This is a genomic window from Pseudomonas sp. NPDC098740 (assembly GCF_044760065.1).
GTDB classification, from domain to species: domain Bacteria; phylum Pseudomonadota; class Gammaproteobacteria; order Pseudomonadales; family Pseudomonadaceae; genus Aquipseudomonas; species Aquipseudomonas rossensis.
On record NZ_JBIWAM010000015.1, the window covers coordinates 125,538 to 145,379 of the forward strand.

Annotated in this window: 13 protein-coding genes and 2 pseudogenes; 7 read left to right on the forward strand and 8 right to left on the reverse strand. The window is 58.2% G+C overall.

The genetic code is table 11. From position 1 onward, the window contains the following. Nucleotides 1-55 precede the first annotated feature (55 nt). The 5 genes and pseudogenes from ACIQU2_RS19465 (at nucleotide 56) to ACIQU2_RS19485 (ending at nucleotide 5,827) form a co-directional block, all read left to right on the forward strand. Nucleotides 56-1,186, forward strand: coding sequence for a sugar diacid recognition domain-containing protein (locus tag ACIQU2_RS19465; protein ID WP_403143393.1), 1,131 nt, complete (start codon nucleotides 56-58; stop codon nucleotides 1,184-1,186). Nucleotides 1,187-1,454: 268 nt separating this feature from the next. Further along, a complete protein-coding gene (locus tag ACIQU2_RS19470; RefSeq protein WP_403143394.1) occupies nucleotides 1,455-2,597 on the forward strand; it encodes a glycerate kinase in 1,143 nt (380 codons plus the stop codon). A gap of 375 nt (nucleotides 2,598-2,972) precedes the next feature. Next, nucleotides 2,973-3,692, forward strand: a pseudogene (locus ACIQU2_RS19475) (MCP four helix bundle domain-containing protein); the annotation flags it as partial. A 306-nt stretch (nucleotides 3,693-3,998) separates the two neighbouring features. Beyond that, nucleotides 3,999-4,598 (forward strand): annotated as a pseudogene (locus ACIQU2_RS19480) (methyl-accepting chemotaxis protein); the annotation flags it as partial. Nucleotides 4,599-4,639: 41 nt separating this feature from the next. Next, entirely contained in the window at nucleotides 4,640-5,827 is a 1,188-nt protein-coding gene (locus ACIQU2_RS19485) for a pyridoxal phosphate-dependent aminotransferase (protein ID WP_403143395.1), read from the forward strand. A 99-nt stretch (nucleotides 5,828-5,926) separates the two neighbouring features. Here the strand turns inward: ACIQU2_RS19485 and ACIQU2_RS19490 are convergent, their stop codons facing one another. The 5 genes from ACIQU2_RS19490 to ACIQU2_RS19510 form a co-directional block, all read right to left on the reverse strand. Further along, on the reverse strand, nucleotides 5,927-6,904 hold the full coding sequence (locus ACIQU2_RS19490) for an NAD(P)-dependent oxidoreductase (RefSeq protein WP_403143397.1): 978 nt from the start codon (nucleotides 6,902-6,904) through the stop codon (nucleotides 5,927-5,929). A 21-nt stretch (nucleotides 6,905-6,925) separates the two neighbouring features. Further along, on the reverse strand, nucleotides 6,926-8,224 hold the full coding sequence (locus ACIQU2_RS19495; RefSeq protein ID WP_403143398.1) for an MFS transporter: 1,299 nt from the start codon (nucleotides 8,222-8,224) through the stop codon (nucleotides 6,926-6,928). A gap of 45 nt (nucleotides 8,225-8,269) precedes the next feature. Continuing rightward, nucleotides 8,270-9,331: a sugar kinase gene (locus tag ACIQU2_RS19500; RefSeq protein WP_403143400.1), complete on the reverse strand. Its 1,062-nt coding sequence runs from the start codon at nucleotides 9,329-9,331 to the stop codon at nucleotides 8,270-8,272. Then, a complete protein-coding gene (locus ACIQU2_RS19505; RefSeq protein WP_403143401.1) occupies nucleotides 9,324-10,106 on the reverse strand; it encodes a sugar phosphate isomerase/epimerase family protein in 783 nt (260 codons plus the stop codon). Before ACIQU2_RS19505 ends, ACIQU2_RS19500 begins: the two co-directional genes overlap by 8 nt. A gap of 179 nt (nucleotides 10,107-10,285) precedes the next feature. After that, nucleotides 10,286-11,311: a LacI family DNA-binding transcriptional regulator gene (locus tag ACIQU2_RS19510; protein WP_403143402.1), complete on the reverse strand. Its 1,026-nt coding sequence runs from the start codon at nucleotides 11,309-11,311 to the stop codon at nucleotides 10,286-10,288. A gap of 245 nt (nucleotides 11,312-11,556) precedes the next feature. Here ACIQU2_RS19510 and ACIQU2_RS19515 point away from each other — a divergent pair, with 245 nt between their 5' ends. Together ACIQU2_RS19515 and ACIQU2_RS19520 are read left to right on the forward strand one after the other, a co-directional pair. Then, on the forward strand, nucleotides 11,557-14,373 hold the full coding sequence (locus ACIQU2_RS19515) for a hypothetical protein (protein WP_403143403.1): 2,817 nt from the start codon (nucleotides 11,557-11,559) through the stop codon (nucleotides 14,371-14,373). Between the two features lie 243 nt (nucleotides 14,374-14,616). Next, on the forward strand, nucleotides 14,617-17,517 hold the full coding sequence (locus ACIQU2_RS19520; RefSeq protein ID WP_403143405.1) for an autotransporter outer membrane beta-barrel domain-containing protein: 2,901 nt from the start codon (nucleotides 14,617-14,619) through the stop codon (nucleotides 17,515-17,517). 86 nt (nucleotides 17,518-17,603) lie between these two features. On the opposite strand, the gene ACIQU2_RS19525 is transcribed toward ACIQU2_RS19520, so the two are convergent. From ACIQU2_RS19525 to ACIQU2_RS19535, 3 genes are all read right to left on the reverse strand, one after another. After that, nucleotides 17,604-18,212 carry a LysE family translocator gene (locus tag ACIQU2_RS19525; protein WP_347806384.1) on the reverse strand — a complete coding sequence of 203 codons (609 nt, stop codon included), beginning with the start codon at nucleotides 18,210-18,212 and terminating at the stop codon, nucleotides 17,604-17,606. A 51-nt stretch (nucleotides 18,213-18,263) separates the two neighbouring features. After that, nucleotides 18,264-19,103 carry an AraC family ligand binding domain-containing protein gene (locus ACIQU2_RS19530; protein ID WP_403143407.1) on the reverse strand — a complete coding sequence of 280 codons (840 nt, stop codon included), beginning with the start codon at nucleotides 19,101-19,103 and terminating at the stop codon, nucleotides 18,264-18,266. 76 nt (nucleotides 19,104-19,179) lie between these two features. Further along, nucleotides 19,180-19,821: a DUF1345 domain-containing protein gene (locus tag ACIQU2_RS19535; RefSeq protein ID WP_403143408.1), complete on the reverse strand. Its 642-nt coding sequence runs from the start codon at nucleotides 19,819-19,821 to the stop codon at nucleotides 19,180-19,182. Nucleotides 19,822-19,842 lie beyond the last annotated feature (21 nt).

Here is a 19,842-nt window from a genome sequence, read left to right on the forward strand (position 1 = left end):
CCAAGGCCTGTGCGGGTGAACAATCCGCTCTATCACGCTCTCAAGGATCCCCGCTATGTTCGAACTCGATCACGACCTGGCCCAGGACATCGTCGACCGGGCGATGGCCATCCTGCCGTACAACGTCAACGTCATGGACAGCCAGGGCCTGATTCTTGGCAGCGGCGAACCGGAGCGGGTCAACACCCGGCATGAAGGCGCGCAACTGGTGCTGGCCAACGGGCGGGTAGTAGAGATCGACGCCCAGACGGCGATTCATTTGAAAGGCGTGCAGCCGGGCATCAACCTGCCGCTGTTGCTCGATCAGCGCTTGATTGGCGTGCTGGGCATCACCGGTAAGCCCGAGCAATTGCGCACCTACGCGGAACTGGTGCGGATGACGGCCGAGATGTTGGTCGGCCAGCGCAATCAGCAGGCCGAACAGCAATGGCGGCGCCAGCGTTGCGACGATCTGCTGGCGTTGCTACTCAGTGAGGCCGGGGATTCGCCGCGGTTGATCGATGAAGCACAGCAGCTGGGGCTCAAGCCGCAGATGACGCGGGTGCCGTACCTGTTCGAGTTAGGGATGGAACACGGTCCGGGGCAAACCGTCGAGGCGCTCAGCGCCTGGTTGACTTCGCGCTACCCGGACAGTTGGTGCGTGAGTTCGGCCAAGTCATCGTTGCTCTGGTGCCGACCGGCGGCGCAGGCGATCGAGAATGACCGGCTGCTGGAAAAACTCGACGGCCTGGGCTGGAACATTCTGCGCATCGCCGTAGGCGGGCAGGCGGATGGATTGTCCGGGCTGCGTCGTTGCTATCGACGCGTCGGCGACTTGCTGGCCTATGGGCGCGATGTGTTACCGCACTCCCGTTTGCTGACGCTCAACCGTTATCGGTTGCCGGTGATGCTCTGGCGGCACCGCAACGACGACGCGCTGGACGAGTTGCTCAAACCGCTGCGCAAAGTCATCGCCAAGGATGGCAACGGCCAACTGCTGGCGACCCTGCGCAGCTGGTGCGATCACGATGGTCAGAGCCAGGCCTGTGCCGATGCGCTGGGCATCCATCGCAACAGTTTGCGTTACCGGATGGAGCGGATTGCCGAGCTCAGCGGTGTTGACCCGTTAAGGCTGGACGGAATGCTGGCGCTTTATCTCGGTGTCCAGCTCCTTCCCCAAACCGAACTCCCCAACACCAATCCGTAGCAGCTGCCGAGCCTGCGAGGCTGCGTTCGGCTGCGCAGCAGTCGTGAAATCATGCGCCGCGGAGCATCAGGTAAACCGTGCTTGCAGAATTTACGACTGCTTCGCAGCCGAACGCAGCCTCGCGCTGCTCGGCAGCTGCTACAACGAACGGTGTGGAGGGAGGTTTTGTGGAAATGAACAATAATCGTCATGGCCGCTTGTGCAGCGGACCGGCGTTATTGTTCTTGCCTGCTGGCAGCATGGAACGCATTGGAACTGGAGAATTCGCATGAAAATCGTCATCGCCCCCGATTCGTTCAAGGACAGCCTGAGTGCCCAGGGTGTGGCTGATGCCATTGCTCTGGGGTTGGCGCAGGTCTGGCCCGATGCGCTCCTGGTCAAATGCCCGATGGCGGACGGCGGGGAGGGGACCGTCGAGTCTATTCTGGCGGCGTGCGAGGGCGAACTGCACCGCACCCAAGTCCGTGGGCCGCTCGGCGCAACGGTTGAGGCCGCTTGGGGCTGGCTGCCCCAGAGCCATACCGCGATCATCGAAATGGCCGAGGCCAGTGGCTTGCAACTGGTTCCGCCGGGCGAGCGTGATGCCTGCATCAGCAGTACATTCGGCACCGGCGAGTTGATCCGCGCGGCGCTCGATGCCGGGGCGCAACGGGTCATTCTGGCGATTGGCGGCAGCGCCACCAACGACGGTGGGGCGGGTGCGATGCAAGCCTTGGGCGTCAAACTGCTGGACGCCCAGGGCCAAACACTGGCACCGGGCGGCTTGGCCCTCGCGCAATTAGCGCGAATCGACATGACTGAAATCGACCCGCGCCTGGCCGAGGTGCAATTCGACATCGCCGCCGACGTCAACAATCCACTGTGCGGCCCTCACGGTGCCTCAGCAATTTTCGGCCCGCAAAAAGGGGCATCACCCGAGCAAGTCCAACAACTGGATCGCGCGCTCGGGCACTTTGCCGAACGGTGCGCTCAGGTCCTGAACAAAGATGTACGTGACGAACCGGGTAGCGGTGCGGCAGGCGGCCTGGGGTTTGCTGCCAAGGCGTTTCTGGGGGCGCAGTTCAAGGCTGGCGTCGAAGTGGTCGCCGAACTGGTCGGCCTGGACGATGCGGTCAAGGGCGCCGACCTGGTGATCACCGGTGAAGGTCGTTTCGACGCTCAGACCCTGCGTGGCAAGACGCCGTTTGGTGTGGCGCGTATTGCTCGGCAGCATGGCGTGCCGGTGATCGTCCTCGCCGGAACACTGGGGGAGGGTTATCAAGCACTGTACGAACATGGCATCGATGCCGCGTTTGCCTTGGCCAGTGGGCCGATGACGCTGGAGCAGGCGTGTGCCGAGGCGCCGCGGTTGTTGCGGGAGCGGGCGAGTGATGTTGCGCGGGTTTGGCGAATAGCCGCTCGCAAAATCTGAAAACCCCCGCGATCCTGTAGCAGCTGCCGAGCCAGCGAGGCTGCGTTCGGCGGCGAAGCCGTCGTAAAACCTGAGACCGCGTTGCATCAGGTAGACCGCATTCGCCGGACTACGACGGCTTCGCCGCCGAACGCAGCCTCGCAGGCTCGGCAGCTGCTACATAGAGATAGAGTGTTTCATGGGTGAAACACTTGTAATCCCTTGAAGTATTTTTCTCCAATCCCCGCAGGAAACCTCATCCCCGGCCGATACAGCCAATAGGCCCACACAAACCTATTCCAACAGTGGCGCCAAACTGAAAGCGCGTGCGCCACCGCCCGCCATTCAGCGATCACGCAAGGATGCTCGCAGCCTCAATCACCCGAGAATCATCCTATGTCACTGCGTAATCTGAATATCGCGCCTCGAGCTTTCCTGGGTTTTGCCTTCATTGCCTTACTCGTCATCGTGCTGGGTGTGTTTGCCGTGAACCGCATGTCGACCATCCGCCAAGCCTCCATCGACATGGCAACCACGCAGCTGCCCAGCATCGTGTTTCTCGGCAACCTGACAGAAAACATCCTGCGCCTGCGCATTCTTTCTTTCCGGGTGTTGGTCAACCGTGATCCGAACGCGTTGCAGGAAGCCCAGGCACGTACCGGCGTGCTGGTCGACAAGGTTCGCAGCGCACAAGCCAGTTATGCAGCGTTGCCGGCCACCCCGGAAGAAGCCGCGCTGTACGAGACGTTCACGACAACACTGGACAGCTATATGCAAGACCAGAATCAGATGCTGGAGCTGTCGCGGCAGAACAAACTCGATGAGATGCGCACGCTGATCAACACCCGGATCAAGGACGGTACGGACCAGATGGGCGAGCAGCTGAACAAACTGGTAGCGTTCAACAACACATATGCGAAAACCGCCTCGGCCGAAGCGGGTGAGCACTACAGCAACGCCGTGACCGGCATCATCGCAGTGGCAGTGATTGCGGCGCTGATGACCGTGCTGCTGGCCTGGCTGCTGACCCGCAGCATCGTCACGCCGCTCAACCGTGCGCTCCAGGCGGCTGAAACCATTGCGGGCGGCAACCTGACTAAAACCATCGACATCGACGGTATGGACGAACCGGCCCGTTTGCTCGGTGCCTTGTCCACGATGCAAACCAACCTGCGCAAAACCATCGAACAGATCGCCGGCTCCGCCACCCAGCTGGGTGCCGCCGCTGAAGAACTCAGCACGGTCACCCAACAAGCCTCCCGCGGTCTGCAACAGCAGAACAACGAAATCGAACAGGCCGCCACTGCCGTCAACGAAATGACCGCCGCCGTGGAAGAAGTGGCACGCAACGCGGTGTCGACGTCCGAAGCCTCGAACCAGTCGACCCAGGCTGCCCGTGAAGGGCGCGACCGTGTGGTGGAAACCGTCGGCGCGATCCAGACCATGACCCACGATGTGCAAAACACCTCGGTGATGATCGAAGGCCTGGCCGCTCAGGGGCGCGACATCGGCAAGGTGCTGGACGTGATCCGCGCCATCGCCGAACAGACCAATCTGCTGGCCCTCAACGCTGCAATCGAAGCCGCCCGTGCCGGTGAAGCCGGGCGCGGTTTTGCGGTGGTGGCGGACGAGGTTCGGGCGTTGGCCCATCGCACCGCGCAATCGACCCAGGAAATCGAAAAAATGGTCGCCGGCATCCAGAACGGTACCGGCCAAGCGGTCTCCTCAATGCAGCAAAGCAATCAACGCACCCAAAGCACCCTGGAAATGGCCCGCGCCGCCGGTGTGGCGCTGGAGCAGATCACTCAGTCGATCCAGCTGATCAACGAGCGCAACCTGGTGATCGCCAGCGCGTCCGAAGAACAGGCCCAGGTGTCCCGCGAGGTCGACCGCAACCTGGTGAACATCCGCGACCTGGCCACCCAGTCCGCCGCTGGCGCCAACCAGACCAGCGCCGCGACGCACGAACTGTCGCGCCTGGCCGTGGATTTAAATGCCATGGTGGCGCGTTTCGTGATTTGAGATAGGGTTGTGGCTTGGAACCCGCGCGACTGGAGAATTACATGCGCTATTCAGCCTTGACCAAACGAATTGCCGGTGACGGCGCAGCGGCCTGGCAGATTCATGATCGAGCACTGGAATTACTTGAGCAGGGCGTTGATGTGCTGCTGCTATCGATCGGCGATCCCGACTTCGATACGCCGCAGCCCATCGTTCAGGCGTGCATCGATAGCTTGTTGGCCGGTGACACCCACTACCCGTCAATACGTGGCAGTCGGGGGTTGCGCGATAGCATTGCCAACCGCCATCGACGTCGCAGTGGTCAAGCGGTGGATGCCGATCATGTGATCGTGCTGCCGGGTGCGCAATGTGCGGTGTATTCAGTCGCGCAATGCCTGCTCGACCCCGGCGATGAAGTGATCGTCGCCGAGCCGATGTACGTGACCTATGAAGGCGTGTTCGGTGCCTGCGCGGCCAAAGTGGTGCCGGTGGCGGTGCGCCCCGAGAACGGCTTTCGGGTCGATCCGGCGGATGTCGCGGCACTGATCACGCCTAAAACCCGCGCCATCGTGCTCAACAGTCCGAACAATCCTTCCGGCGCCAGTTTGCCGCTGATGGTCTGGCAGGAACTGGCATCGCTGTGTATTCGTCACGACTTGTGGCTGATCAGCGACGAGGTTTACAGCGATCTGTTGTACGAAGGCGAGCACATCAGCCCGGCCAGTCTGCCGGGCATGGCCGAGCGCACCGCGACCATCAATAGCCTGTCCAAATCCCACGCCATGAGCGGTTGGCGTGTGGGCTGGGTGATCGGGCCGAAACCTTTGGCCGAACACTTGGTGCACCTGTCGTTGTGCATGCTGTTTGGTATTCCGGATTTTATTCAGAATGCTGCGCAATTGGCGCTCGATGAGGACTTGCCGGAAGTGGCGCTGATGCGCGAGGAGTATCGCCAGCGTCGCGACCTGGTGTGCGCGAGTCTGCGCGATTGCCCGGGCATCCGGCCGATCCGGCCTGATGGCGGGATGTTCGTGATGATCGATGTACGCCAGACCGGGTTGTGTGCCCAGAGTTTTGCCGAGCGGCTGCTGGAAGGTTATGGCGTTTCAGTGCTGGCGGGTGAAGCGTTCGGACCGAGCGCGGCGGGGCATATTCGACTGGGGTTGGTGGTGGATCAGCTGAAGCTGGCGGATGCGTGCCAGCGGATTGCGTTGTGTGCGGCGAACCTTCTGGAGGCTCGCCGGGCCTGATCGCCACAGCAAAAGATCGCAGCCTTCGGCAGCTCCTACAGGGATTTGTGCAGCACTGCGGTCGGCGTAGGAGCTGCCGCAGGCTGCGATCTTTTGATTTCAGCCTTTCCACGCCCCGGCATTCACCAGATTCTTCGGCCGCTCACCCGCCAGCGCCGCCAGCAGATTGTCCACCGCACACGTGGCCATCGCCTCCCGCGTTTCATGCGTCGCCGAGCCAATGTGCGGCGTTGCCACCACGTTGTTCAGCTGCAACAGCGGCGAATCGGTGTTCAACGGCTCGCGTTCGAACACATCCAGCCCCGCAGCGCGAATCTGCCCGTCACGCAAGGCCTGAATCAGCGCCGCCTCGTCCACCACCTTGCCCCGTGAAATGTTGATGAAGATGGTTTCGGGGCGCATCAGGGCGAATTGCTCTGCGCCGATCAGCCCTTCGGTTTCAGAGGTCAGCGGCAATGTCAGGCAAACGAAATCCGCCTGCTGCAACAACGCGGTGAGGCTGCGGTATTGCGCGTTGAATCGTTGTTCCACCGCCGGTTTCGGCGAGTGGCTGTGGTAGATAACCGGCATGCCAAAACCGAAATACCCACGCTGGGCCAGTGCCTCACCGATCCGCCCCATGCCAATGATACCCAGGGTTTTACCGTGCACATCGGTACCGAATTGCGCCGGACCGACATTGCGGTTCCACTGACCGGCGCGAACCATGTTCGCCAGTTCCACCACGCGCCGGGCGGTCGCCAGAATCAGCGCGAAACCGGTGTCGGCGGTGGTTTCGGTAAGCACGTCCGGGGTGTTGCTGAGCAGGATTCGTCGTTCGGTCAGGTAGTCGATGTCGTAGTTGTCGACCCCCACGGAGACGCTGGCGATGGCTTCCAGGTCTGGTGCCAGATCCAATAATCCGGCATCCAGTTTCAGGCTCGCACCGAGCAACCCGTGGGCGCGGGGCAGGGCCTCGCGCAGCGTTGCCAGGCCGTCGGCATTGAGGTTGTCGATCAGCGTCACCTCGGTCTGCTCGTGCAGGCGAGCCATCAGCAGCGGCGAGAGTTTCTTGTACAGCACAACCTGCTTTTTCATCGTCATCATCTCAACTTCAATTCAGGAATGAGCGGCCGTGGACCGTTGCACAACGGCCTTGGCCACGACCCGGTCACTGGCGCCGGGCTTGAGGAAAATCGTCAGCACCACCGAGAGCATCAACGCGCCACTCATCAACAGATAAGAAGCACCCGGCGAGCCGGTTGAGCTGTTCAAGTAGCCAACCAGATACGAACCGCCAAACGAACCGAGCGCGCCCATGCTGTTGATCAACGCCATGGCGCCCCCGGCCACGTTGGCCGGCAGGATTTCCGGAATAATCGCGAAGAACGGACCGTAAGGCGCGTACATGCAGGCGCCAGCGATCACCAGCAGGGTGTAGGACCACCAGAAGTGTTCAGCGCCCAAGGCGTAGGAGCCATAGAAAGCAATCGAGGCGATCAGCAGCGGCGGCCAGACGAAGCGTTTGCGCTTCTGCATTTTGTCCGAGCCCCAGGACACCAGCAGCATGCCAATCACCGCCGCCAGATACGGCAGCGAGGAAAGCCAGCCGGCTTCGATCATGTCCATTTGCGCGCCGGCCTTGAGGATCGACGGCAGCCACAGCACGAAGCCGTAAACGCCAATGCTCCAGCAGAAAAACTGCAGGGCCAGGATGATCACTTTCGGCGAACGGAAGGCTTCGGCGTAGTTCTTCACCGCTTTTATGCCCACCTGTTCGGCCGCCAGGGCGCTTTCCAGATCCTGCTTCTCTTGATCGGTCAACCACTTGGCTTGAGCGGGACGGTCATCGGCCAGACGCCACCAGATAAACGCCCATAGCACCGCCGGCAAACCTTCGATGATGAACATCCAGCGCCAGCTGAAATGCTGTACCAGATAGCCCGACACCACTGACATCCAGAGCATGGTCACCGGGTTACCGAGGATCAGGAAGGTGTTGGCGCGCGAGCGTTCGGCACGGGTGAACCAGTGGCATAGATAGATCAGCATCGCCGGCATCACCGCGGCTTCGACCACGCCGAGCATGAAGCGAATCACGATCAGCCAGTAGGCGTTGGAGACGATCCCGGTCAACGTGGCCAGGCCACCCCAGAGGATCAGGCTGACGAAAATCAGCTTCTTCACGCTGTGCTTCTGGGCGTAGATCGCGCCCGGCACCTGGAAGAAGAAGTAGCCAAGGAAGAACAGCGCGCCAAGCATCGACGACAGGCCCGGCGTGATCATCAGGTCGGCCGCCATCCCGGAGGCGGCGGCGAACCCGTAGTTGGCGCGGTCCAGGTACGCCAGGCTGTAGGTGATGAACACGATGGGCATGATGTACCACCAGCGACGGGCGGCGAGTGTTGCGGTTTTCATAGTGGTGCTCCTGAGCTTGTTGTTTTTGTCGCAGCAGGTAACGGGTTAAAGATTTGCAGTGACTGTGCGGGCCTCATCGCGAGCAAGCTCGCTCCCACAGGTGATTTGTGTTCGACCCCGATCCAATGTGGGAGCGAGCTTGTCTCCGGGCGGCGATCCGACGATGGCGGCCTCAAATTCGGCGATCATTTCGGATCGATTAGGCAACCCCTCCATATCCCCACGGCTCTGCACCGCGCGGCTGCCAATCCAGTTGGCGCGCTTCACGGCGTCGGCAAAGCTGTGGTTTTCCAGCAGGGCGCTGATCATGCCAACGGCGAATCCATCGCCGGCACCGACGGTGTCGACCACCGTTTCCACCGGCACGCCCGCCACGAAACCCTGGTCCAGATGGGTGCGGTAATACGCACCGTGCGGGCCCAGTTTTATCGCCACGGCTTCAGCGCCCAGGTCGAGGTAGAACGCCGCGATGTCGGCCGGGTCTTCGCAACCGGTCAGCAATCGGCCTTCGCTCAACCCCGGCAGCACCCAGTGGGCGAGGGCGGCGAGGCGGTTGATCTCGGTAATCATCTGTTGCTCGTTGGCCCACAGGCTCGGGCGCAGGTTCGGGTCGAAGGACACGCTGCGCCCGGCATCGCGCATGCGGGTCATCAATTCGAAAGACATTTCCCGGGCCGTTTCGGACAGCGCCGGGGGAATACCGGTGGCGTGCAAGTGCCGGGCGTTCAGTAATTCAGGCGCGATCGACTGCCGCGACAGATGACTCGCCGCCGACCCGCGCCGGAAATACTCGACCACCGGATCGCTGCCATCGTCGGTGCGCGACTTGAGTTGAAAACCGGTGGGGTGTGCGGTGTCGATGGCGACGTTGCTGCAATCCAGGCCTTCTTTTTCCAGGGTGTCGATCACGAACCGTCCCAGCGAATCAGCGCCCACCCGGCTCAACCAGGCCACGTTAAAACCCAACCGCGACAAGCCAATGGCGACATTGCTGTCAGCCCCGGCAATGCGTTTGTGGAAGTGGCCGACATCGGCCAGGTCGCCGTTCTGCTCGGCGACGAACATCGCCATGGTTTCGCCGAACGACAGGATATCGATCTCAGACATGAGCGCTCTCCAATCGGGTTTGACCGAGGCGGGCGAGGGTGGCGACGTGCTCGGTGGTCAACTGCACCAGATCGTCGCCTTGCAGCGGGTATTCCGCCGCCCGCATGACGCCTTGGGCCATGTGCCGCATCAGTTGTTCCCACAGATGCAGGTCACTGGCGGCCGGCGGTATGGCGACCAGTTTGCCGTCAGCCCGGCGCGTCACGGCTTTGCAGTGCACATAGCCGACGTGGCGACCGAGCAACCGCGCGGCGCTGGCGGCGGACTGGTCTTGCCAATGCCAGTTGCCGATGTCGAAGGTCATTTTGACCGGCAGGTTGTGTTGCTCGATTTCAGTAAAAAACCGTTGGAACGGCTCGATGCGGCCGCCGTGCAAGGTTTGATCGTTTTCCACCAGCAACTGCACAGCACTTTTGCCCAGTACGCGGGACAAGGTCTGGAGGTCGCTGTTGTCGGTGAAATAACCCAGGGACACTTTCAGCCATTTGGCACCGAATGCCTGGGCGCGCTGTAACGCAGAGATCAGTTCGGGATTGGGTTTGGACTGGCCGGCCAGCCACAACTCCATCGGCGAGGAATACACGCTTTCGAGGCCTCGAGCCTGAGTGGCGTCAGCCAGTTGCGCGGGGTCTTCGACGGTCAGCAGTTCTTCGCGCCATTCGATGCGCGTGGCGCCCGCGGCGGCCAACACGTCGATAAACGATCCCTGGCCGCGTTGGCGAACAAGGTCGGCGCCGTAGCTCGACAGGCTGATGGAAACGGGTGGTTTATTCATTGTTGTATACCTCTGAAACCGGTTTCATTTTTGTTCAAAAAAAGTCTGTGATTGCGTGGTGACCTTCAGGGCCTCATCGCGGGCAAGCCCGCTCCCACAGTTGATTGAGGTGGAACATAAATCTGAATCCACCACCGCCCCCTGTGGGAGCGGGCTTGCCCGCGATGAGGCCAGAACTATCACCGAGAATTCCCAAGAGTCGACCCACGCACAATCAACCGCGCCGAAAAATCCAGGGTCCGCACTGGCCCGACATCACCGCGCAAACGCTTGAGCAAACACTCAAACGCACGGGCACCAATTTCGGCCGTTGGCTGGGCGAGGGCGGTGATGCCGCTGCCCACCAGCGGGTACCAATCCAGATCATCGAGGGCGATCAGGCCGACGTCCTCGAACAGATTGCACTTCAGTTCACGCAACGAATGGGTGCTGGCCAGCGCGGCGATTCCGTTGGCGCAGAACAGCGCTTTCGGGCCGGGGCCGGGCGTTTCGAGGAAGGTTTTCAGTTTGGCGGTCAGTTCACTACCGGTTTCGAGGAGGGTGCCGCGCAGGGTCGGGCGTTGTTCGATCTGCGCCTTGAAGCTGCTGACCCGCTCGATCCGCGAACTGGTGCCGTCATAGGGTTCAGTGACCAGCAGCACGTCGCGATAGCCGCGTTCTTGCAAATGGGCGAGGGCCATTTCAACGGCGGCAGGATTGTCCAGCCCGACCAGATCACTCTCCAGCTGCTCGACCTTGCGATCCACCAGTACCAGCGGCATTTCCCGATGCAGTTCGCGCAATTCGTCGCGGTGATGGCCGAGGGTGTTCACGATCAGCCCTTCAATGTTGTAGGAGCGCAGCAGGGCCAGGTGCTGGCGTTCCTGCTCGTCATCGCGATCGGTGTTGCACACCACCAGGCTGTAACCGTGCTGACGGCAGGCGGTTTCCACCCCGTGCATCACGGCAATCGAATAAGGGTTACGGATATCGGCGACCAGCATACCGATCAGGCGGGTTCGGCCGCGCTTCAGACCGCGAGCCATCTGGTTCGGGCGATAGCCCAGTTCGGCAATCGCCTGCTCGATGCGCAAGGCAGTGGCATCGGAGAGCAGGGCGCGGTCATCGCCGATGAAGCGCGAGACGCTGGCCTTGGAGACCTTGGCGTGTTCGGCGACGTCGAGCATGGTCACGCGGCTGCGCTGGGCGGTGGAGAAGTCGTTCACGGCAGGAACTCTTGTTATTGGTGGTATTTCCTGAAACCGGTTTCATACAACACCACCTTGCCGTATTACGTCAAGTGAAGGAAGCCCCATAGAAAACGTTAAAACAGGTGTGTATCCGACGAACGGTAGCAAAACCTGTCATATATGACAGTTGGCGAAACGTTAGTGCTAGCGCTTAATTTCTCCATGCAATGTTCTTACGAATCTTCGATTTATTTACACGCGAGTCAGAACGGAGTTGATTCATGACAAGTTCACAATCGCCATCATTAGGACTCAGCTCTATTGGTATTCTGGCGGATCCTCTGATTGTCAATGGCGTGGATAAAAACGATCCGGACGGACATTTGCCTCTGGAGCTGCTATTAAAAGGTACGCTCATTATTGTTCCGCTTTGGGCGGATCCCGGAATCAACGATCAATTGGTGGTGACTTGGCTGCAAGGTGACTTCAGCACAATCATCTTCGATGATGTGCTTCGCGCGAGGGTAAACGACCCGGTTATTGAAGTGCCGTTATCACCACAACAAATGTCTATGGATGGAATTGCATTTGTCCAATACCGGGTCTGGAAACGCGGCGGTGGTAATTCGGATGATTCTCCCCTTCGTAAGCTGACCATTGATCACACACCTTTGCTGTTGATGGAAGAGCCAGAGTTTCCTCATGCAACGCTATGGGGGTATCTCAATAACAATACCGTGCCGCCATTAACTCAAGGTGTCATTGTCTTTGTTCCGCACAGCAGAAATATTGCTCTTGTTGATGATGTCAATGAAGTGCACTGGAGGGGATATTCCAGTCTCAATGGCAGTGGCAATCCAGTGCAAGGCACTGAGGGTGTTTGGTCAAAGCAATTAAATTCGAATGATGTTGAAAGAGGCTATTCGCAGACGATTCCATTCGAAAAATACGTGCGACCATTGATCGATAATGACTCGGCAGTTGTTGTTTGTCGCCTGTTCAGAGGCAGTCGCCTGATTGCTGAATCCAAGAAAGGATTAGTAAAGATCGATAGGGTAACCCCTGGAGAAAATGGGCCGTATGGCTTAAGCGTAAGTTCATTTGGTATACAAGGAGTTTCAAAAATGAAATATGAAATGTTGCCTCCCATACTTCGGTTGATGTCAGCGCGCTCTGGAACGCTTGTGGTGGATGCGTCCGTCGACAAACTGGCAGATGACTCTATTCCAGTAAGCGTTCTGGATTCGGGGAAGATAGTTTTCAAGGCGGATAATTTTGCGGATCCTCAAGATAACGACGAAATTGATGTTTATTACAAGGTCGTGGGCGGCTCGGATACACCAGCTGGGACATTTAAGCTGGGAGCAGCGGCAGGACGCCAATACCCGGTTGAACTCGAAGTTGATGCAAGTCTGTTCCCTGAGGAGTTGACACCCGCTGCCCCTACGCGATACGAAGTCAGGTATGAAATTTTCAAAGGCGGTGGTGGTACATCGGATGACTCGAACATCATCACGTTTGTCATCGACCGTACAGCCCCGTACGAAGTCAAAACCCCCGCACGTCGAAAAAACAAACCCACTCCAGCCGTGACCATTTCCAACCTGCCTGCGGCGCCGGCACGTATTGTGGATGAGACATGGATGACGGCTAACCCGAAACTGCTTTGCACAGTGCCCGTCGCTTACCCATTGCGGAGACTTGATGACGAACTTCGGTATTTTGTGAGTTCTGGAACTACCGTCATTGAGGTTTTCAAAGGTGAGGTTCCCTCAACAGGCGTGTTTGAGGTTGATACCGCCGAGCTACGCAAACTGCCAAATCTGACACGGGTTTCTCACTTGTACGAATGGCAGGATTTACCTGGCAACCTGAGCTCGCGTTCTGACGCTGCACCTATTTTTGATCTGCGGCTTGCACAAGACCCTGTTTTGCTCCCCCCGCAAGTATCCAAGACCGATCCAAACCAGAGCATTCCTCTTTATCTGGATGACTTTGTAGCCGGCGTTCCTCCGGTTCTTGCGGTGGTCAAACAACCACTGCATGGTATCGCAACGGATGACATCAAACTGATCATCGAAGATGCTGCTGATCCGACGGTGTTCGTTGAGTTCGGTCCGCTTCCGCTCGGTACCGCAGATGTAAGCTTCACACTTGATTACACCGAACTTGCAAAGCTATTTGGCAGTGCTACTGAATCTAAAGAAGTAAAAGTTTGGTACGAGCATGTTCGGGATGGGAAAATACTGGATGGCCCGGGTATTTTCATTGATCTGGACTTTGTGCACGCCGGTCCGTCAAATCCTGATTTACCTGACCTGACCAACACTGATCTGGCACTGGTAACGGTGACTGGCGCGTCCAATACGGATAACACCATTCTGCCGGGTGATCGAGACAAGCCTGGCAAAGTCAAAGTACCGGTTTGGTTTGATTTTCCGGCTGTTGCGAACGGTGAGGAAATCGATTTCTACATCGACGGTAAGTTCGCCGGTAATTTCAAGCCTTTTGGCGGCGAGACCGAATTTTCGGCAGACATTGAAGCATTGTTTCTTGGAGCATTGCCAACCGCAACAGTAAAGGCGTACTACACGGTTAAAAGAGCGGGTAGCGACAAAAATATCATCAAGTCTCGTGAACGGGATGTGGTGATAAATGCCAGGAAAGTCTTGCTTCAAGTGCCGACGATTCGTATTCGAAGCCGCGACGAAATCGCCTGTTTTGCAATGGATACTGCGACAACTAACTGGAAATTGGCCGTTACAATTCCCAAAGATCCAGTGAACTTGCCACAAGGTAAATCGGTTACCGTCTTTTTTGCTGGTGTGACAGATTTAACTGGCGCTACAGAAGTGCCGGGCACTCGAGATTCGGTTGTGTATTCCATCAAGGCTCCAGGTACACCCGACATCGCGCAAGTCGGTACAGCTGATAAGTTTAAACTGAATCAGCCGGTACAAGGTGCAGTAGCATTCGGCAAGTATTGGTACGAAACAGATATTGGTGGTGTTCAGACCTCGGAGCCGGTGGTCAAGTCGTTTGACATCATTAATACAAGTTTCGATTACTGTGACCGATTGCCTGCACCTGCACCGTAACAAAAGCAAGGGTCGAATCTGTCAGGGGAGAGTGATCTCCCTTGGCAGATGTCGTTATGTGTCGCAGCGACATTAGCGAATTAACGCACAACAGCGCTCGGATTTTCCGCTTTGCATGCAGGATTATTCCTACATTCAGGGTGGGGCTCGGTAACTATTCTGTCGGACGCTTTCTGGGGGGAGATCTTTATATCCTGTCGGAGAAGTCATTTTTGCGGTGTCGTCTTTTGTCAGGTAAAAACAATGTCTCGTATTTCGTGTTCGGTTCGCGGTGGCGCAGCCGCTTGTTTACTCAGTTCCGTAGTTTTAGTTTCTTCCAATGCTTTCGCTGCAATACTTCCACCCGGTAACAGCGCCATAGTCAACAATGCATCTCCCCTTGAGAACTGGGGTGTTTCCAATGGCGGAACGCTTACCATCGATGGGGGGCAGGCTCTTACAATCAGCGCACAACGTGCAAATGTCGTTTTCAATGGTGGCCAGAGCCTTCGCATAGATGCCAATACCTCGGCCTTGAATCTCTCGAGGGCTACAGTCGACAGCGCTGCCGGAAGGGGGGCAATTCAGCTGATCGATAGTTCTGCCACTATCGACTTCAGCACGATCACCAGCACCAATAGTTTTGGGCTTTTGTTAGGACGCAACATCAACACCCCTGCCTCATCAAGCGCCACGGTCACCGGTGGAAGTGTAATCACCGGTGCTCCAGGCGGCGCCAATGCCGTTGGTTTTGCGGTGTTGAAACTTGAAAACTCCACAGTCCGCGGCACAGGAGCAACCAGCTATGGCGTTCAGTTAGGCGGGGCAACGCTTTCCTCGACGGGCAGCACCATTTCCGGCGTGCAAGATGGCTTGCAAATCATTACCGACAATACTGGTGTCAACGCCAGCACGGTAACACTCAACAATACCCGCGTGACGGGCGGAACGGGTTCGGCAATCGTTCTGGGTTCGTCCGGGGCCGCCGGCGCAGTCGCCAACATCAATGTTCTCGGCAGCACTGAACTGATTGGCGGCAACGGTACGTTGTTGCAAGCGACAAATCGTTCTACTGCCAATCTTACCGTCGACGCCAGTGCCTTGAAGGGTAATGTGATTGTCGACACCGGCAGTACCGTCGCGCTGTCGATGCAAAACGCAGCGTCTATCGAAGGCAATCTTCAAAACGTTACGCGGGTAAATCTCGATTCCCGCAGCGTACTGAACGGCAATGTGCTGGCAGTTGCAGGCACGGGTGCCACGGTCAACCTGAACAACGGCTCTACGATCAACGGCAATGTTGAAAATGTCGCCAGCCTGTCGCTGAACAATGCGAGCAGCATGACCGGGGACGTAAACACGGATACCGGCAGTTCGTGGGTAAATCTCGACTCCCGCAGCGTATTGAACGGCAATGTGCTGGCAGTTGCAGGCACGGGTGCCACGGTCAACCTGAACAACGGCTCTGCGATCAACGGCAATGTCGAAAATGTCGCCAGCCTGTCGCTGAATAATGCGAGCAGCATGACCGGGGACGTAAACATGGACACCGGCAGCTCGCGGGTAACTCTCGACACCGGCAGCGTATTGAACGGCAATGTGCTGGCAGTTGCAGGCACGGGTGCTACGGTCGACCTGAACAACCGCTCTGCGATCAACGGCAATGTCGAAAATGTCGCCAGCCTGTCGCTGAACAATGCGAGCAGCATGACCGGGGACGTCAGTACGGATACCAATGGCAGCGTGCTGCTGGACAACAGTTCGGTACTGACCGGCCAGATCAACAATTCCGGCAACCTCAATATCAACAACGCAGCGCAGTGGGTGATGACCGGCGACAGTAACGTGCAACGACTTGCCCTGAATGACGGCGTGGTTCGCATGGGTACCAACGAGCAGTTCCAGCAACTGAACGTGGGTGATCTTTCCGGTAAGGGTACGTTTGTGATGGGCAGCGATCTGGGCAACGGTGACACCGATTTCCTGAACGTCACCGGCAACGCGAGCGGGCAACATCAACTGCAGATCACCGCTACCGGTACGACACCTGTCACGGCCGAAGCGGTGAAGGTCGGTAATATCGCCGCTGGCGACGCGAGCTTCTCGCTGGGCGGTCGTGAAACCGTGGACGCAGGTACGTTTGTGTACCGATTGGCCAAGGAAGGTCAGGGTTTGTACCTGAACCCGGACAAGGAAACCGTCAGTACTTCAAGTAATACTGCGTTGGCCCTGGCCGGGAGTGCGCGCAGTGTGCTGAATGCTGAAGGGGCCATGCTCAGCGACCAATTGGGAGACCGAAGCCTGAGCGTCCGACCGGAAGCATCGATGCGCTCGATGAACGACAGCTCGGTGAAAAACCTCAGCAACAGTGTCTGGGTTCGCACTTATGGCAACCAGTACAACGTGGGTAACGCCTATGGTGATGGCTACACCCAGAATCAGACCGGCATTACTGGTGGTGCCGACACAACAGTGGATCTTGGTGGCAGGTCTTGGGTGTTGGGCGGATTCGTCGGAACAAGCCATACCAAAATGGACCTCAAATACGACTCCAGCGCCACCGTCGACAGCCTGAATGCCGGTGTTTACGGCAGCACGTTCGATGTTGAAAGCGGTGTATTCGTCAATGTCATGGCCAAGATCAACCAGTTCGATAACAAGGCCAAGGTCACCATGAGTGATGGCACTCGGGCCAAGGGTGATTACAAGGCCTTGGGCGCCAGTGGATCGGTGGCCGTAGGCAAGCATATCCGTCTCAAGGATGATTATTTTGTCGAGCCTCAAGTACAGGTCTCGACGGGGGTCATCCAAAGTGAGAGCTACAAGCTCGACAATGGTCTCGAAGTCAAAGCCGATACCATGCGTTCCTTTCAAGGCAAGGTGGGTGTTCGTGGTGGACGTGTCATCACCCTCGACAACGGCAGCCTGTTAGAGCCGAGCCTGTCCACAGCGGTCAATCATGAGTTTGTGAAAACCAACGAGGTCAAGATCAACGACGACAGCTTCGATGATGATCGCGCCAGCAGCTCTATCGAATATGGCGCCGGCTTGAAGTGGACACCGGCGCAACGCAACTGGCAGGTTTCCGGCCAAGTGGGTGGCAGCAAAGGTACAACGGTCAGTCAGGATTGGAGCGGTAGCTTGAGGCTGAGTTACTTCTTCTAATAGAGGGAGTGGCTTGCGGCCATTCAACACAAAAATGCCCCGAATGTTTCGGGGCATTTTTATACCTGTTGTGCTGACGCAGTGCGTCAAGTCAACGTGAGCCAGGCAGAACCCAGTAGCAGCAGTGCCATTGCCTGATTAAACCGCTGGATGGCTTTTGCCGAGCCAAGCCATCTGGTTGCTCCCTTTCCCAACAATGCCCAAACACCCAGACACGGCAGCGAGACCAGGAAAAATGCCAGCGACAGGCAGACAATTTGCAACTGTCGATTATCGCCGGATCCGGCAAATACACCGACCACGGCAAAGGCCATCATCCAGGTCTTGGGATTGACCAGTTGTAAGCCAGCGGCCGCCCATAATCCAAACCTTTGCTTGTGTCCTTCATCAACATCGAAGGTCGTGACCGGTGTATGGAATATTTGCCAGGCTAAATAGCTAAGCCAGGCGATTCCGCTCCATTTCATCAGCGATTGCACCCGTGGTAGTCCGGCAAGTGACTGACCAACACCGCTGCCTACTAACAACACAATCAATGCCGCACTGGCGCAGGCGCCAAAAATGATCGGCAATGCGGCTTTGAAACCGTACCTCGCGCTATTACTCAGCACCAGAATATTGGTCGGCCCCGGCGTGATGGAGGCGACGAAAGCGAACAGCAAAAATGGCAACAGCGTCGGAAAGGTGGACAACATGGCATCGGACTCCTTGAATGATCTCAGGAGCCGATCCTCACAAAGTCCGGGTCATGCGTCTGGAAGATTTGAGCAGCGCTTGCGATACAGCGCCGGCGTCAAACCATAAGCGCGGACGAACCAGCGCCCTAGATGACTCTGATCGGCAAACCCCAGTTCCATCGCCACCGTCGCCGGTTGCTCGCCACGGGCCAGCTTTCGCCGGGCGGTCGCCAGGCGCAATTGCACGAGGTAGGCGTGGGGTGCCATGCCATAAGCGGCCTTGAAGGCGCGGGTCAGGCGGAAGCGGTCAACGCCTGTTGCGACAGCCAGTTGGTCGAGGCCGATGTCGTATTGAGCGTTGGCGTGCAGGTACTCCCGTGCCTTCTGCGCCACCAGCGGCAGGCGCGGATCCTCGCCATACCGGGCGCGCCAGTGCAGATGACTGGTCAGGCGTTCGAGCAAACCGTCGAGGGCGGTCTGGCGGACGATTTTCAGCTCACCGTGATGCAGGGTTTGAAACGCCAGGCTGGTGGCGTGGGCGAGCCGCGAGTCGCTGGCCAGGGTGTTGGCGAAACTCAATTGACTGTTGTCGGGGGCATTTTCGAAGACTGCACTGAGTTCACGTTTCAGCCACTGCGTGTCGAGGTACAGCATGCGGTAGGTGAAACCGTCTTCGGTCGGCGCTTCACCGTCGTGGATGTCACCCGGCTCGAGCAGAAACACCTTGCCCGGCGTGCTTTGGTGCTTTGCTCGCCGACAGTGAAACTGCTGAACCCCTTGTTCGGTGACGCCCACCAGATAGCTGTCATGCCAGTGCGGGTCGTAGGCATGTCCTTCGAAATGCGCGCGCAGGGTCTCGATGCCGGTGTCGGCGTCCTGGGCCAGGTCGATCCAGTTGTGAGTCGTCATGCTGCACCTGTGAGACGGTTAGCCGACTTATTTAACGCCTGCGCCGAGGGCGATGACTAGAACGTTTGTGCAGGGATCAGTTGAACAGTCCCGCCGCGATGTTGATCGAGAACCCGAGAATGGCCGTGTTGAACAGAAAGCCGATCAGCGACTGCGCCAGGACAATCTTGCGCAAATCCCGAGTTGCCACGCCGACATCGGACGTCTGTACCGCCGCACTGATGGTGAACGAGAAATACAGAAAGTCCCAGTAATTGGGGGTTTCCAGCCCTTCTGCAAAGCGCAGCGCCAAGTCCTTACCGTCCCAGGTGTAGAACAGACGGGCGTAGTGCACGCTGAAAATCACCCCGATCAGCAGCCATGAACCGATCACGGTCAATGCAGTAAAGCCGTAGTGCAACAGTTTGCGGGTCGTTTCCAGGTCCCTGCTGCCGGCCAGTTCAAAGGCGATGGTCGCCAGGCTCGCCACCGCGGCGATGCATACAACAAACAGCACCAGCCCGGCGTTTTCGTCTTCGACCTCGGCAATGCGCTTCACGTCCGGCGCTTTGGCGCGCGCGGTGAGCCAGAGCATCAGGACCAGGTAAGTCCAGACCCCGGCGTTCCAGCCGAAGAGGATTTTGCTGATGATCGAGTCGGCCGGCGTCAGAATGCCCACGGCAATGCCAAGCGCGGCGGCGGAGGAGAGGCGAGGGTGGGTGCGGGCGAGGAAGGGCATGTGAACTCGATGCGTCAGGGC

Excerpts from the sequence above, each read along its gene's own strand:
- ACIQU2_RS19500 (WP_403143400.1), bottom strand. The coding sequence starts at position 9,331 with ATGTCTGAGATCGATATCCTGTCGTTCGGCGAAACCATGGCGATGTTC.
- ACIQU2_RS19490 (WP_403143397.1), bottom strand. The coding sequence starts at position 6,904 with ATGAAAAAGCAGGTTGTGCTGTACAAGAAACTCTCGCCGCTGCTGATG.
- ACIQU2_RS19470 (WP_403143394.1), top strand. The coding sequence starts at position 1,455 with ATGAAAATCGTCATCGCCCCCGATTCGTTCAAGGACAGCCTGAGTGCC.
- ACIQU2_RS19505 (WP_403143401.1), bottom strand. The coding sequence starts at position 10,106 with ATGAATAAACCACCCGTTTCCATCAGCCTGTCGAGCTACGGCGCCGAC.
- ACIQU2_RS19465 (WP_403143393.1), top strand. The coding sequence starts at position 56 with ATGTTCGAACTCGATCACGACCTGGCCCAGGACATCGTCGACCGGGCG.
- ACIQU2_RS19495 (WP_403143398.1), bottom strand. The coding sequence starts at position 8,224 with ATGAAAACCGCAACACTCGCCGCCCGTCGCTGGTGGTACATCATGCCC.
- ACIQU2_RS19515 (WP_403143403.1), top strand. The coding sequence starts at position 11,557 with ATGACAAGTTCACAATCGCCATCATTAGGACTCAGCTCTATTGGTATT.
- ACIQU2_RS19535 (WP_403143408.1), bottom strand. The coding sequence starts at position 19,821 with ATGCCCTTCCTCGCCCGCACCCACCCTCGCCTCTCCTCCGCCGCCGCG.
- ACIQU2_RS19485 (WP_403143395.1), top strand. The coding sequence starts at position 4,640 with ATGCGCTATTCAGCCTTGACCAAACGAATTGCCGGTGACGGCGCAGCG.
- ACIQU2_RS19520 (WP_403143405.1), top strand. The coding sequence starts at position 14,617 with ATGTCTCGTATTTCGTGTTCGGTTCGCGGTGGCGCAGCCGCTTGTTTA.
- ACIQU2_RS19530 (WP_403143407.1), bottom strand. The coding sequence starts at position 19,103 with ATGACGACTCACAACTGGATCGACCTGGCCCAGGACGCCGACACCGGC.
- ACIQU2_RS19525 (WP_347806384.1), bottom strand. The coding sequence starts at position 18,212 with ATGTTGTCCACCTTTCCGACGCTGTTGCCATTTTTGCTGTTCGCTTTC.